Source organism: Cupriavidus taiwanensis LMG 19424, from assembly GCF_000069785.1.
Classification (GTDB): domain Bacteria; phylum Pseudomonadota; class Gammaproteobacteria; order Burkholderiales; family Burkholderiaceae; genus Cupriavidus; species Cupriavidus taiwanensis.
This window is the reverse complement of sequence record NC_010528.1, coordinates 2570131-2584356: the sequence shown is the minus strand read 5'-3', so window position 1 is coordinate 2584356 and position 14226 is coordinate 2570131. Positions and strand designations below refer to the sequence as shown.

Below are 14226 nucleotides of genomic sequence, written 5' to 3'. Positions count from 1 at the left end.
GCGTGCAGGGCGGTGCGATAATCCGGCGATGCAACCAGACGCTACGCAATTCCAGCCGCCGCGTGCCCTGCGCGGCACGTTGATGGTCCAGGGCACCACCTCCGATGCCGGCAAGAGCACCATCGTCGCCGGCCTGTGCCGGGTGCTGGCCCGTGCCGGCACGCGCGTGGTGCCGTTCAAGCCTCAGAACATGGCGCTGAACAGCGCCGTCACCGCCGACGGCGGCGAGATCGGCCGGGCCCAGGCGCTGCAGGCCCAGGCCGCGCGGCTGGCGCCGCATACCGACATGAACCCGGTGCTGCTCAAGCCCAGCAGCGACACCGGCGCGCAAGTCATCATCCACGGCCGGGCGCGGCTGGACCTGGACGCGCGCGCCTACCACGCCTACAAGCCCGAGGCGATGAAGGCCGTGCTGGCCTCGCACACACGCCTGGCGCAGGCCTATCAGGTAGTGCTGGTGGAGGGCGCCGGCAGCCCGGCGGAAGTGAACCTGCGCGAACGCGACATCGCCAACATGGGGTTTGCCGAGCAGGTCGACTGCCCGGTGGTGCTGGTCGCGGACATCGACCGCGGCGGCGTGTTCGCGCACCTGGTGGGCACGCTCGACTGCCTGTCCGACAGCGAGCGCGCGCGCGTGACCGGCTTCATCATCAACCGCTTCCGCGGCGATATCGGGCTGCTGGAGCCGGGACTGGACTGGCTGGTGGCGCGTACCGGCAAGCCGGTGTTCGGCGTGCTGCCCTACCTGCACGGCCTGCACCTCGATGCCGAGGATGCCATCATCGGCGCGCAGGCCGATGGTGGCCAGGGCGCGCAGCGCCTGCGCGTGATTGTGCCGGTGCTGCCCCGCATCGCCAACCATACCGACTTCGACGCGCTGCGCGCGCATCCGCAGGTGGACCTGCAGTTTGTCGGCCCGGGCCGGCCGATCCCGCCCGCCGACCTGGTGGTGCTGCCCGGCAGCAAGAACGTGCGCGGCGACCTGGAGTTCCTGCGCACCCACGGCTGGGACGTCGCGTTGGCGCGGCACCTGCGCTATGGTGGCAAGCTGGTCGGCATCTGCGGCGGCATGCAGATGCTGGGGCGTCAGGTGCACGACCCCGACGGCCGCGAAGGCCCTGCCGGCAGCAGCGCGGGGCTGGGCTGGCTCGATTACGAAACCACGCTGGCCGCCGACAAGCAGCTGCGCCAGGTGCGCGGCCGGCTGGCGCTGGAAACGGCCGAGGCCGGCGCGCCGGTGCGCGGCTACGAGATCCACCTCGGCGTCACCAGCGGCAAGGGCCTGGAGCAGCCGGCGCTGTGGCTGGACCGCGGCGACGGCACCCTGCGGCCGGACGGGGCACGCTCGGGCGACGGCCAGGTGCTGGCCACCTATGTCCACGGCCTGTTCGACGATCCCGGCGGGTGCCAGGCGCTGCTGCGCTGGGCCGGACTGGACCAGGCCCAGGCCGTCGATCTCGACGCGCTGCGCGAAGCGTCGATCGAGCGCCTGGCCGACACCATGGCGGCGCACCTCGACCTTGCGGCACTGTTGGCGCCATTGCGTCACTAAGGCGGCACTAAGGCGGCACTAAGGCGGCACTAAGGCGGCACTAAGGCGGCACTAAGGCGGCCGCGATGCGTATAGCGGCGTGAAAAGTCCCTGCTAGAATCGCGAATCCTTCGCATTCGCATCATGGCGCTGAGATGGCTTTTCCGCCATATTCCGCGCCTTGCAGCGTCCGCTCAACGTACTCTACCCCGTCATGGTTACCGGCCGCCTGCGCGTCGTCCTCGTCAAGCTCCATCGCTATATCGGCCTCAGTCTTGGCCTGCTGTTCGTCCTGATGGGGCTGACCGGCATGACCATCGCCTGGCGCGATGAACTCGATGCCTGGCTCAATCCCGACCTGCTGGTGGCTTCCGCGCCGATGGCGGCGCCGGTGACTCCGGACACCGTCCAGGCGGTGACCGAGCGGCTGGCGGCGCCGCCCTACGGCAAACCCAACCTGCTGATGCTGCCGACCCATGCCGACGGCGTCTTTATCGCCTGGTATCCGGTCAAGGGGCCCGACGGCGCGGTGCCGGGGCGCTCGCGCCAGGTCATGGTCGACCCGGTCACACTGGCGGTGAAGGGCGAGCGTGTCTGGGGCGAGGCGGGGCTGTCGCGCCGGCTGCTGCTGCCCACGCTGTTCCATCTGCACCGCTACCTGCTGGCGGGCGATACCGGCAAGACCATCACCGGCGTGGCCGGCATGCTGCTGTTGCTGACCACGCTGGTGGGCGTCGCCGCCTGGTGGCCCAAGATGAAGCTGCGCTCGGTGGTGCAGGCGTTTCGCATCACGCATGGCGGCTCATGGTCGCGCTTCAATTACTCGCTGCACCGTGCGGGGGGGATCCTGGCCGCGCCGGTGCTGGCCATCATCGCGTTTTCCGGCTGGTACCTGAACCTGCCGAAGTGGGTGACGCCCATCGTGGCGGGGGTGATGACGGTGACGCCGCCCGTCAAGCACGCCTCGGCACCTGCGCCGGCGGGCGCGAGGCCGCTCGAAGCGGGCGAGATCATGGCCGCGGCGCACGCGCAGTTCCCGCACGCGCAGGTCACCCGCATCGGCTTCCCGCGCAAGCCCGGCGACGCCTTCGAGATCCGGCTGTGCCAGCCCGGCGAAGTGCGCCAGCACACCGGCGCCACGCGGCTCTGGCTCGATGCCTGGACCGGTGCGCCGCTTGGCGTGCGCGACCCGCAGCAGGCGCCCGCCGGCGACACGCTGCTGAACTGGCAGTTTCCGCTGCATACCGGCGAAGCATTCGGCCTGCCGGGGCGGCTCTTCATCACGCTGTTCGGGCTGGCGCCGCTGGCCTTCGCCGTGACCGGCGTGCTGATCTGGTGGAAGCGGCGGCGCGGCCACCAGCGGCATGTCGTGAAGGCGGCGCAGCGCGCCGGCATGCGCCAGGCATGAAAAAGGCAGGCCGCCGGGCCTGCCTTTTTGTTTGGCGGACGCGGATGCGCCGCTCAGATTTCCAGGTTGTCGATCAACCGGGTCGCGCCCAGCTTGGCCGCGGTCAGGATCACCAGCGGCTCGCCGGCGAGGAATTCCTCGCGCGTCGGCGCCTGCAGGTCGACACGCTTGCGGATCGCCACATAATCCGGCTTCCAGCCACGCTGTTCCAGCGCAGCGCGGGCCCTGGCCTCCACCGCCAGCAGGTCGGCCGAGGCGCGGTCGCCGCCCAGCACGGTGTCGCGCACATCGTGCAGGGTGCGGTAGAGCACCGGCGCCTCGGCGCGTTCATCCGGGCTCAGGTAGCGGTTGCGCGACGACAGCGCCAGCCCGTCTTCCGCGCGCACGGTTTCGGCGGGAACGATGTCGATCGGCAGCGCGAACTGCTGCACCATGCGGCGCACGATCATCAGCTGCTGGTAGTCCTTCTTGCCGAACACGGCCACGCGCGGCTGCGCGCACGAGAACAGCTTCATCACCACGGTGCACACGCCCTTGAAGAAGCCGGGGCGGAATTCCCCCTCGAGGATGTCGCCGAGGTCGTGCGGCGGCTCGACGCGGTATTCCTGGGGCTCGGGGTACATGTCGCGTTCGGACGGCGCAAACAGCACGTAGACGCCTTCGCTCTGCAGTTTTTCGATGTCTTCCTGCAGCGTGCGCGGGTACTTGTCGAAATCCTCGTTCGGGCCGAACTGCAGGCGGTTCACGAAGATGGATGCCACCACCGGGTCGCCATGCTGGCGCGCCAGGCGCATCAGCGACAGGTGGCCTTCGTGCAGGTTGCCCATGGTGGGGACGAACGCCGCGCGGTTCTGGCCGCGCAACTGGTCCCGCAGCTCTTGGATGGAGGAAATGACTTTCATCTGCCTTGGTGTGCTGGTCGTGTAGGGGTGACCCGGGCGCCGGTCCGCGGCGCGCGGCGGCTGCCGTGCCGGTCTGGGCCGGCTGTCGGCGGATTGTAGATCAAGTGGGGCGGGGCTGGCCTCGGCGGTTCGGACGGGTCAGCTGGGGCTGTACGCCAATCGCACATAAATCGGCGCGAACGGCTCGGCCTGGGTGATCTCCACCAGGGATTCGCGCGACAGCTCCAGCATGGCGATAAAGTTCACCACCACCACCGGCACGCCCTTGCCGGAGCGCACCGCGTCCTCGAACAGCTCCGAGAACTCCATGAAGCGCGCATGCTGCAGCCGGCGCAGGATCTGGCTCATATGCTCGCGCACCGACAGCTCCTCGCGCGAGATCTTGTGATGCTGGTTGAGCTTGGCGCGCTTGAGCACGTCGGCCCAGGCCGCCTGCAGGTCGACGGTTTCCACGTCGGGAAAGCGCGGCGCCAGGCTCTGCTCGATATAGACCTGCGAGCGCAGGAAATCGCGGCCCAGCTGCGGCACCGTGTCCAGGCGCTGCGCGGCCAGCTTCATCTGCTCATACTCCAGCAGGCGGCGCACCAGCTCGGCGCGCGGGTCCTCGGCTTCCTCGTCGCTGTCGGCCTTCTTGACCGGCAGCAGCATGCGCGACTTGATCTCGATCAGCATCGCCGCCATCAGCAGGTATTCCGCCGCCAGCTCCAGGTTGGTCTTGCGGATCTGCTCGATATACGACAGGTACTGCCGGGTGACCTGCGACATCGGGATGTCGAGGACGTTGAAGTTCTGCTTGCGGATCAGGTACAGCAGCAGGTCCAGCGGGCCCTCGAAGGCTTCGAGGAAGATCTCGAGCGCGTCCGGCGGGATGTACAGGTCCTGCGGCAGCTTGAACAGCGGCTCGCCGTACAGGCGCGCGAACGCCATCCCGTCGACCATGTCGGCGGGGCCGGCCGTGCCCGGGGCGGCGGGCGCCACGGCGGGCAGTTCCACGGGCAGCGGCAGCTTGTCCTGGTCGCCTGCGCTCATGGTGCGGTCGGCTCGGGTTCGGGCTCGGGGGCGGCGGGGATCAGTTGTCCTGCGAGTAGACGTAGGGCTTCTGCGCCACGCGCGAAGCCTGGGCGCGGGCGCGCTCTTCGAGGTCGATCGGTGCCTTGTCCCACAGCAGGGCGCGGCCGTCGCGCTGCTCGGCCTCCAGCGTCGGGCGCTCTTGCTTGAGCTGCTTCAGGAACTGGGTGATATCGGATTCGTAGAGGGCCATGTTCAACCGGGATGCACCCGTGCGGGCGCCAGATAGGTACAGTGGGCCATGATTTTACAGTATCGGCCCCCCGGGATGCACGCCGGACCGCAGGCGGGGGGCTGCAACGGGCGGGAAAGTTCCGGGCACGCGGCCGGGTGTGGTCAAATACCGACTTTGTATGTGTGGACAATCGGGCGATGCCGCAAGACACCGCTATCACCGCTGATTCGGCTGGCCATGCCGCCAGGCGCCTGGCCGCGCGCGCCGCGGGCGTGCTCAGGATCTTGGGCACGGTGCTGGCACTGGCGGCGGGCGGCGCCCAGGCGGCCTACAAGGTCGAGGTCGAAGCGCCCAAGCCGATCCGCGAGATGCTGGAGGAGCACCTCGACCTGGCCCGCTACAAGGACCGCACCGACCTGTCGCAGGACCAGTTCGACTACATGGTCGAGACCGTCGGCGAGCAGGTGCGGGCCTTCACCTCCACCGAAGGCTATTTCGATCCCACCACCACCACCCGCGTCGAGGGCGAGGGCGACAAGCGCGTGGTCCATGTGATGGTGGACCCCGGCGCGCGCACGCTGATCCGCAACGTCGACCTGCAGGTGACCGGTCCGGCCGCGACCCAGTCGCCCGAACAGGTGGCGGAAATGAAGGCCAAGTGGGGCCTGCCCGCGGGCCAGCCGTTCCGCCAGGACGACTGGGACAAGGCCAAGGAAGACGCGCTGGTGACGCTGCAGAGCCACACCTACTACGGCGCGCGGCTGGCCGCGTCGCAGGCGCGGGTCGAGCCGGACGAGCTGCGCGCGGACCTGTCGGCGCACTACGCCAGCGGCCCGGCCTACCGCCTGGGTCCGCTCAAGGTCACCGGCACGCGCCGCTACCCGGAACAGATCATCGTCAACGTCAACCCGCTCAACGAGGGCGAGCCGTACCGGGTCGAGCGGCTGCTGGAGCTGCAGCGCGCGATCCAGAACCAGCCGTATTTCTCCAACGTGCAGGTCGACCTGGAGCCGCCGCCGGATGCCGAGCAGGCGCCGGACGGCGTGGTCACCGCGCCGGTGTCGGTGCGCGTGCGCGAATACCCGGTGCACCGGCTCAACAGCGGCGTCGGCTTTACCACCGATACCGGCGCGCAGGTCGAAGGGCGCTATTCCTACTACAACCTGTTCAACCGCGCCTGGACCTTCGATTCGCAGGCGCGCATCGAACAGAAGCGCTCCTACCTGTTCGCCGAGGCGGCGATGCCGCCGTCGCGCGGCGCCTACCGCAACAGCGTGTACAGCAGCTACGAGCGCACCATCGATCTCGAGAACACCGATACCACCAGCCTGCGCGCGGGCCTGAAGCGCTCGCGCTCGCGCGAGAAGTACGACGTCACCACGTCGCTCGACTTCTACTATGACAAGCTGCTGCCCGAGGGCCAGGCCGCCCAGATCAGCAAGGCCCTGGTGCCGGCCTTCGCCTGGACCCGGCGCGACGTCGACAACCCGGTGTTCCCGCGCCGCGGCAATGTGATCAGCACCCAGGTCGGCGTGGCCGCGCGGGGTTTGCTCAGCGATGCCACCTTCCTGCGCCTGTATGGCCGTATCCGCCAGTACATCCCGGTGGGCAAGCGCGACCTGGTGGTGGCGCGGCTGGAACTGGGCGCCGACCTGACCGGTGACAGTTCGAGCCAGATCCCGGCAACGCTGCGCTTCCGCGCCGGCGGCACCGATTCGATCCGCGGCTACACCTACCAGTCGATCGGCACCCCCAGCGGCTCCAGCATCCTGCCGGCCAAGTACCTCGGCACCGGCAGCCTGGAGTACCAGTACTGGTTCAAGCCGGACTGGGGCGTGGCGGTGTTCTGGGACCTGGGCACGGCCGCCGACAACCTGCGCGGCGTGACGATCTACAACGGCGTGGGCGTGGGCGTGCGCTGGCGCACGCCGGTGGGCCCGCTGCAGCTTGACGTGGGCTACGGCATCCAGGAGCAGCAGTTCCGGCCGCATATCTCGCTGGGGGTGGCGTTCTGATGAACGTGCACGACCTGCCTTCCGTGCCCGGCGGCGGCGACGCCGCACCGCCGCCCTCCGGTCCGGCACCGCGCCAGCGCCGGCGGCTGTGGCGCGCGCTGGGCTGGCTGGCCGGCATCGTGCTGTTGCTGGTGGTGGTGCTGGCGGCCACCGGCGTGGCGGCGCTGCGCACCGAAACCGGCACGCGGCACCTGTGGACGCTGGCCACGCGGCTGTCGGCCGGCATGCTCAGCGGCCAGCTCGAAGGCGGCACCGTGGCGCACGGCCTGCGCCTGCGCGACGTGGTGTTCGCCAGCGGCCAGACGCGCGTCACGGTGGACCGCGTCGACGGCAGCTGGAACCTGAGCTGGCAGCCGCGGCGGCTGCACGTGCAATGGCTGCGCATCGGCAAGGCCGAAGTGCGGCTCGGCCCGTCCGAGCCCAGCACCGAACCGATGCGCAAGCCCGCGTCGCTCGAACTGCCGCTCGCCATCGATGTCGACGCGCTGACGCTCGAGCGCCTGGCGCTGCTGCAGGGCCCGGCGCCCACGGCCGAGCCGATGGTGTTCGCCAACCTCGCCGGCGCGCTGCACAGCGACGGCCAGCGCCATCGCGTCAGCGTGGACAAGCTGGAAACGCCTTACGGCAAGCTGGCCGCCAACGCGCAGCTGGGCGCCGCCGCGCCGTTCGCGCTCAGCGCCGAAGCCTTGCTGGAAAGCAGCTGGCAGGACGAGGCCTTCGCCGTCAATGCCACCGCCAACGGCAATCTCGACGCCTTGCGCGCCGAGGTGCAGGCCAGCGGCGACCGCATCCACCTGCGCGCGGGCGCGGACCTGACGCCCTTCGGCAAGGTCCCGTTCACGCACCTGCTGGTCGATGGCGACCGCATCAACCCGCGCCTGTTCAGTCCGTCGGCGCCGCAGGCCAACCTGACCGTGCATGCCGAGCTGCGGCCGGTGGACGGCGCGGCGGCGGTCCCTGCGCCGTCCGCCACCGCGCCGTCCGCGGCCTCGGCCCCCGCATCCGCGCCGGCCCCCGCATCCGCACCGGCCGCGGTGCCCGCGCCGGCGCAGGCGCCGCTGGCGGTCGCCGGCGAGATCGAGATCCGCAACCTGGAGGCCGGCCCGCTCGACCGGCAGCGGCTGCCGGTGCAGTCGGTGCGCGCCCGGGTCGAGCTGAGCGAGGCCGCGCAGGCGGTGTCGGACCTGCGCGTGGCGCTGCCGGGCAAGGCCGAGATCGCCGGCAGCGGCTCGCTGCGCGGCGGCCGCGGCGGCTTCGACCTGGATGTGCGCAGGCTGGACCCGGCGGCGCTGCATGGCTCGCTGACCAGCGCCAGCCTGTCGGGCCCGGTGGTGGTCCGCATCGAGCCGGGCCGCCAGAGCGTGGCGCTGGACCTGTCCGGCGGCCAGTTCAAGATATTTGCCGACGCCAGCATGGACACCGAGACCGTGACCCTGGCCGCGCTGCGCGCCGTGGTCGGCACTGGCCTGCTGACCGCCGAAGGCAAGCTGGGGCTGAAGGACAAGCAGCCGTACAGCTTCAAGGGCAAGCTGTCGGCGTTCGATCCGTCGCGCGTGGCCAAGGTGGCCGCGGGCCGGATCAACGCCGATTTCACCGCGACCGGCGAACTCGCGCCGCAACTGGGCGTGGCGCTGGACTTCGCCGTGCACGAAAGCGAATACGCGGGCCTGCCGATGACCGGCGGCGGCAAGCTGCGCCTGGCCGGCGAGCGGCTGCTGCCGAGCGAGGCCGCGCTCAGCATGGCCGGCAACCAGGCCAGCCTGCGCGGCAGCTTCGGCGCGCGCGGCGATGCGCTGAAACTGGCGGTCGATGCGCCGCAGCTGGAGCGCCTGAAGTTCGGCGTGGCCGGCAAGCTCAAGCTCGATGCCACCATCACCGGCACGCTGAAGAAGCCCGAAGTCGTGGCCGACTACAACGCGCAGACGCTGGAAGTGGGCCCGCACAAGGTGGCCAGCGCCAGCGGCCGCGCCGAGATCCGCGGCGGTCTGGACGGCCCGCTGTCGGTGCAGCTGGCGGCGCGCGGCTACCGCGGCCCGCAAGCCAGCCTTGCCACGCTCGACGCCACCCTCAACGGCACCCAGGCCAACCACAGCTTCGACGTCAAGGCGGCCGGCAGCCTGAACCAGCGGCCCCTGCAGCTGGCGCTGGCGGGGCAGGGCGCATGGCGCGGCAAGGACGGCTGGAACGGCACCATCCGCACGCTCGAAGAGCGCGGCACCGTCAACCTGCGCCTGGCCGCGCCGGCGCAACTGCTGGTGGCCGACCAGCGCGTGCGCCTGGGCGCCACGCGCCTGCTGCTGGACCGCGCCACGCTGGCGATCGACAGCCTGGACTGGGACCACGGCCGCATCCGCAGCGCGGGCAGCCTCGACGGCCTGCAAGTGGCGCGCGTGCTGGAGCTGATGGAAACCATCACCGGCGAGCGCCCGCCGGTGCGCTCCGACCTGGTCATCGACGGCCGCTGGAACCTGGCGCTGGCCGAGACCGCCACCGGCTTTGCGGAAGTGCGCCGGCGCAGCGGCGACCTGTCGGTCAACGCGGGCCGGGGCTTCACCACGCTGGGCCTGGGCGAGACCAGCCTGCGCGCCGACGCTGGCGGCAACCGCATTGCGCTGCGCGGCGGCATGGTGTCGGGCCGCATCGGCAAGGTGTTGGTCGATGCCTCGGCCGGCCTGGTGCAGGAGCAGGGGCTGCAGACGGTGGGCCCGGCCTCGACGCTGGGCGGTACCGTCACCGTCGACGTGCCGCGGCTGAAGTCGCTGGAGGCGCTGACCGGCCCGCAGTACGCCTTCGACGGCCGGCTGGCCGCGGCGATGCGGCTGGCGGGCACGGTGGCGGCGCCGCTGCTGACCGGCACCATCAATGGCGACAACCTCGCGGTCACGCTGTACGACCAGGGGCTGCGCCTGACCGACGGCACCGTGCGCGTGGTGCTGGACCAGAACACGGTCGAGCTGCGCCAGGTGGAATTCCATGGCGGCGACGGCAAGCTCACCGCCACCGGCAATATCAAGCTGGGCGAGGCCGATCCCAACCTGACCGGCCGCATCGTCGCCGACAAGCTGCAGCTGTTTGCCAGCCCGGAACGCACCCTGGTGGTGTCGGGCGATGCCAGCATCGCCAACGAGAACAAGCAGGTGGTGATCCGTGGCAAGTTCCGCGTCGACCGCGGCCTGTTCGACCTGCCCAAGGCCGGCGCGCCGGTGCTGGGCGACGATGTCGTGGTGATCCGGCGCAAGGACCAGCGCGCGGTCAAGACCGCGGCCACGCCGGTGCCGGAAAGCAAGCCCGCCAGCCGCTTCAGCCCCGTGATCGACCTGACCGTCGACCTGGGCAACAACTTCCGCTTCCGCGGCGCCGGCGCCGACCTGCTGCTGGCCGGGCAGATGGGCGTGAAGAGCGAGCCGCTGGCACCGATGAAGGCCACCGGCACGGTGCGCGTCACCGACGGCACCTACGAGGCCTTCGGGCGCAAGCTGGACATCGAGCGCGGCATCATCAATTTCAACGGCCCGATCGACAATCCGAACATGAACATCCGCGCCATGCGCCGCAACCAGGAGGTCGAGGCCGGCGTGGAGGTCACCGGCACGGTGCGGCTGCCGCGCGTGCGGCTGGTGTCGGAGCCCAACGTGCCCGACGAAGACAAGCTGTCGTGGCTGATGTTCGGCTACGGCGCCGAAAGCGCGGGCGCCGGCCAGCAGCGCCAGCTGAGCGGCTCGGCGCTGGGCGGCGCCGCGCTGGGGCTGATCGGCGGCAAGGCCGGCAAGGGCATCGTCTCGCATTTCGGCATCGACGAATTCTCGATCGGGCCCAGCACCGCGGGCCTGAACGACCAGCAGGTGGTCAGCATGGGCAAGGCCATCACCGACCGCATGTCGGTGGGCTACGAGCAGAGCCTGACCTCGGCCTCGAACGTGGTGAAGCTGACGTGGCAGTTCTCGCGGCGCTGGTCGCTGATTGCCAAGGGCGGCTCCATCAACGGTTTGTCGGTCTTGTTCAACCGCCGCTTCGATACCTGGGCCAACCTGTTCAGCGGGGCCCCGAATCGCGGCACCAGGAGGAGCCAGCAGGATGAAAGCCAGCCACTCGACCCCGACAGCGCAGCGCAGGCAGCCTCGGCCGCCATCGCCGAGCCGGTGCGCCGCTGAATACCCTTCGACCTTTGCCGCGTCGCCGCGACGCCTTGCCGCCATGGGACTGATTGCCTCGATGCTTGCGCTGTTCGGCTGCGACCAGCAGAAGGTCGATGAAGCCATGAAGAAGGCGGGCGAGACCGCCCGCAACACCTGGAATGCGATCAAGCCCGACAGCGAGCTGTTCAAGGGCATCGTGCCGGGCCAGTCGACCGAGGAAGACCTGCGCCGCCAGGCCGGCAAGCCCGAGATCGTGTGGGAAGAGGCCGACGGCGGGCGCCGGCTGGAATACCCGCGCGGCCCCGAGGGCACTACCACGTGGATGGTTACCATCGGCCCCGACGGCAAGGTGGCGAAGATCGAGCAGGTGCTGTCGGCCGAGAACTTCGCGCGCGTGCGCGCCGGCATGAGCAAGGACGACATCCGCCGCCTGCTGGGCAAGCCCACCAAGGTGGAGGCGTTCGCGCTGAAGAAGGAAGAGGTGTGGGGCTACCGCTGGATGGAAACCTCGACCGACAAGGCCTTCTTCAACGTGCATTTCAACAGCGACGGCACCGTCACCACCACCTCGCGCAGCGACGATCCGTCGCGGATGCAGGGCGGTTGACGCATCTGCATAGAGCCGGGGACAGCGAGGGGATTTGCCGCTGTCTTCTGCATTGCAGAATTCAGCCAGCTGTGGCGGGAGAGATGTCGCGCCTGGGAACGGAGCGGCGATTCGCCGCCGAGGGAAACCGCGTCACGGGCGTGCCGCGGGATGGCGCCCTCTCCCGCGCCGCGGAAGAGGGGACCAGGGATAAACAGCGATCAGCCGATGCGCATGCCCGGCACCGCGCCACTGTGCGGCTCGAGGATGTACAGGCCGGGCGCGGTCTTTTCATCCGCGGCCGAGGCCGCCAGCACCATGCCTTCGGAGACGCCGAACTTCATCTTGCGGGGCGCCAGGTTCGCCACCACCACGGTCAGCTTGCCCACCAGCTGCTCGGGCGTGTAGGCCGACTGGATGCCGGAGAACACATTGCGGGTGCGGCCTTCGCCCAGGTCCAGCGTCAGTTGCAGCAGCTTGTTCGAGCCTTCCACCTTCTGGCATTCGACGATCTTCGCCACGCGCAGGTCGATCTTGGCGAAGTCATCGATGGTGATGGTGTCGGCGATCGGCTCGATCGCCGCAGCGGCATCGGCAGCCGCCGGCGCCGCGGTCGCCTGCAGCGACTCGCGGTTGGCGGCCAGCAGCGCATCGACCTGCTTGGCATCGACGCGCGTCATCAGGTGCTGGTAGGGCTGCACCGGGCTGGCGGCCGACAGTTGCTGGTCGATCGCGCGCCAGTCCAGCGGCGCGACGTTGAGGAAGCGCTCGACGCCGGCGGCCACGTTGGGCACCACCGGTTTCAGGTAGATGGTCAGCAGGCGGAACGCCTCCAGCGAGACCGAGCACGCCGCATGCAGCGCGGCGCGCTTGCCGTCGTCCTTGGCCAGCTCCCACGGTTTCTCGGTGTCGACGAAGGCGTTGACGGCATCGGTCAGCTCCATCACCAGGCGCAGCGCCTTGCTGTACTCGCGGCTTTCATAGAGGTGCGCCACCTGTGGCGCGGCCTCGCGCAGCTGCTCCAGCAGCGGATGGGCCAGCGCGGCCTCGTCGACCTTGCCGTCGAAGCGCTTGACCAGGAAGCCGGCGGCGCGGCTGGCGATGTTGACGTACTTGCCGATCAGGTCGCTGTTCACGCGCGCGATGAAGTCATCGAGGTTCAGGTCGAGGTCTTCCATGCTGGCGTTGAGCTTGGCGGCGAAGTAGTAGCGCAGCCACTCCGGGTTCATGCCGGTGTCGATATAGCTCTGCGCGGTGATGAAGGTGCCGCGCGACTTGCTCATCTTGGCGCCGTCCACGGTCAGGAAGCCATGGGCGAACACATTGGTCGGGGTGCGGTAGCCCGAGAAGCGCAGCATCGCAGGCCAGAACAGCGTGTGGAAGTACAGGATGTCCTTGCCGATGAAGTGGTACTGCTCGGCGGTCGAGTGCGGGCCGACCCAGGCGTCGAAGTCGATGCCGCGCTGCTGCGCCAGGTTCTTGAAGCTGGCGTAGTAGCCGATCGGGGCGTCCAGCCACACGTAGAAGTACTTGCCCGGCGCGCCGGGGATCTCGAAGCCGAAGTAGGGCGCATCGCGCGAGATGTCCCAGTCGGACAGGGTCGAGGCCTCGCCCTCGGCGCCCAGCCATTCCTGCATCTTGTTGGCGGCTTCGGGCTGCGCCAGGTCGGCCACCCACTCGCGCAGGAAGCTCTCGCAGCGCGGATCGGACAGCTTGAAGAAGTAATGGGCCGACGACTTGCGCACCGGCGTGGCGCCCGACACCACCGAGTAGGGGTTCTTCAGGTCGGTCGGCACGTAGGTGGTGCCGCATACCTCGCAGGAATCGCCGTACTGGTCCTTGGCGCCGCACTTCGGGCACTCGCCCTTGATGAAGCGGTCGGGCAGGAACATGTTCTTGACCGGGTCGTAGAACTGCTCGACCTCGCGCTCGGCGATCAGGTCCTCGGCCTTCAGGGCCAGGTAGATCTTTTCGCACAGCTCGCGGTTTTCTTCGGCGTCGGTGCTGTAGTAGTTGTCGAACGACACCAGGAAGCTGTCGAAATCGCGCTTGTGCTCGGTCCAGACGCGGTCGATCAGCGCCTTGGGCGTGATGCCTTCCTTCTCGGCGCGCAGCATGACCGGGGTGCCGTGGGTGTCGTCGGCGCCGACGTAATACACCTCGTTGCCCATCATGCGCTGGAACCGCACCCAGATATCGGTCTGGATGTACTCCACCAGGTGGCCGATATGGATCTGGCCGTTGGCATAAGGCAGGGCGGATGTGACGAGGATGCGACGTGCGGTCATAGACGAAGAGCCGGTCAGGAGCGGGGAATATCGGTGGCGACGGGCTGCGCCGGGGGCGGGCGCGTGCCGGGGAGGGGCTATTTTAGCAACCTCGTGCCCCCGGTGCGCCGGTTCCGC

Annotated in this window: 9 protein-coding genes; 5 read left to right on the top strand and 4 right to left on the bottom strand. The window is 69.5% G+C overall.

Annotated elements, in window-relative coordinates; translation table 11 throughout:
* Positions 1 to 28 precede the first annotated feature (28 nt).
* Both RALTA_RS11840 and RALTA_RS11835 read left to right on the top strand, forming a co-directional pair.
* Complete coding sequence (locus tag RALTA_RS11840) at positions 29 to 1552, top strand: cobyric acid synthase (protein ID WP_012353669.1); 1524 nt, start codon at positions 29 to 31, stop codon at positions 1550 to 1552.
* A 193-nt stretch (positions 1553 to 1745) separates the two neighbouring features.
* A complete protein-coding gene (locus RALTA_RS11835; protein ID WP_012353668.1) occupies positions 1746 to 2939 on the top strand; it encodes a PepSY-associated TM helix domain-containing protein in 1194 nt (397 codons plus the stop codon).
* Positions 2940 to 2992: 53 nt separating this feature from the next.
* On the opposite strand, the gene panC is transcribed toward RALTA_RS11835, so the two are convergent.
* From panC to RALTA_RS11820, 3 genes are all read right to left on the bottom strand, one after another.
* Complete coding sequence (gene panC / locus RALTA_RS11830; protein WP_012353667.1) at positions 2993 to 3841, bottom strand: pantoate--beta-alanine ligase; 849 nt, start codon at positions 3839 to 3841, stop codon at positions 2993 to 2995.
* Positions 3842 to 3979: 138 nt separating this feature from the next.
* Complete coding sequence (locus RALTA_RS11825; protein WP_012353666.1) at positions 3980 to 4870, bottom strand: segregation and condensation protein A; 891 nt, start codon at positions 4868 to 4870, stop codon at positions 3980 to 3982.
* A 40-nt stretch (positions 4871 to 4910) separates the two neighbouring features.
* Positions 4911 to 5102: a DUF3460 family protein gene (locus RALTA_RS11820; protein ID WP_018008060.1), complete on the bottom strand. Its 192-nt coding sequence runs from the start codon at positions 5100 to 5102 to the stop codon at positions 4911 to 4913.
* A 179-nt stretch (positions 5103 to 5281) separates the two neighbouring features.
* Between RALTA_RS11820 and RALTA_RS11815 the strand changes: the two genes are divergently transcribed.
* From RALTA_RS11815 to bamE, 3 genes are read left to right on the top strand one after another with little or no spacing between them, the layout of a single operon-like run.
* Positions 5282 to 7099 (top strand): autotransporter assembly complex protein TamA, encoded by a 1818-nt coding sequence (locus tag RALTA_RS11815; RefSeq protein WP_012353664.1) that lies wholly within the window; start codon positions 5282 to 5284, stop codon positions 7097 to 7099.
* Complete coding sequence (locus tag RALTA_RS11810) at positions 7099 to 11250, top strand: translocation/assembly module TamB domain-containing protein (protein ID WP_012353663.1); 4152 nt, start codon at positions 7099 to 7101, stop codon at positions 11248 to 11250. Before RALTA_RS11815 ends, RALTA_RS11810 begins: the two co-directional genes overlap by 1 nt.
* 43 nt (positions 11251 to 11293) lie before the next feature.
* Positions 11294 to 11842 carry an outer membrane protein assembly factor BamE domain-containing protein gene (gene bamE / locus RALTA_RS11805; protein WP_012353662.1) on the top strand — a complete coding sequence of 183 codons (549 nt, stop codon included), beginning with the start codon at positions 11294 to 11296 and terminating at the stop codon, positions 11840 to 11842.
* Positions 11843 to 12042: 200 nt separating this feature from the next.
* Here the strand turns inward: bamE and metG are convergent, their stop codons facing one another.
* A complete protein-coding gene (metG, locus tag RALTA_RS11800; protein ID WP_012353661.1) occupies positions 12043 to 14109 on the bottom strand; it encodes a methionine--tRNA ligase in 2067 nt (688 codons plus the stop codon).
* Between the last annotated feature and the right edge of the window lie 117 nt (positions 14110 to 14226).

Bases quoted from the DNA above. Each gene is read 5' to 3' on its own strand.
- RALTA_RS11810 (WP_012353663.1), top strand. From the start codon at position 7,099: ATGAACGTGCACGACCTGCCTTCCGTGCCCGGCGGCGGCGACGCCGCA.
- metG (WP_012353661.1), bottom strand. From the start codon at position 14,109: ATGACCGCACGTCGCATCCTCGTCACATCCGCCCTGCCTTATGCCAAC.
- RALTA_RS11825 (WP_012353666.1), bottom strand. From the start codon at position 4,870: ATGAGCGCAGGCGACCAGGACAAGCTGCCGCTGCCCGTGGAACTGCCC.
- panC (WP_012353667.1), bottom strand. From the start codon at position 3,841: ATGAAAGTCATTTCCTCCATCCAAGAGCTGCGGGACCAGTTGCGCGGC.
- RALTA_RS11835 (WP_012353668.1), top strand. From the start codon at position 1,746: ATGGTTACCGGCCGCCTGCGCGTCGTCCTCGTCAAGCTCCATCGCTAT.
- RALTA_RS11840 (WP_012353669.1), top strand. From the start codon at position 29: ATGCAACCAGACGCTACGCAATTCCAGCCGCCGCGTGCCCTGCGCGGC.
- RALTA_RS11820 (WP_018008060.1), bottom strand. From the start codon at position 5,102: ATGGCCCTCTACGAATCCGATATCACCCAGTTCCTGAAGCAGCTCAAG.
- RALTA_RS11815 (WP_012353664.1), top strand. From the start codon at position 5,282: ATGCCGCAAGACACCGCTATCACCGCTGATTCGGCTGGCCATGCCGCC.
- bamE (WP_012353662.1), top strand. From the start codon at position 11,294: ATGGGACTGATTGCCTCGATGCTTGCGCTGTTCGGCTGCGACCAGCAG.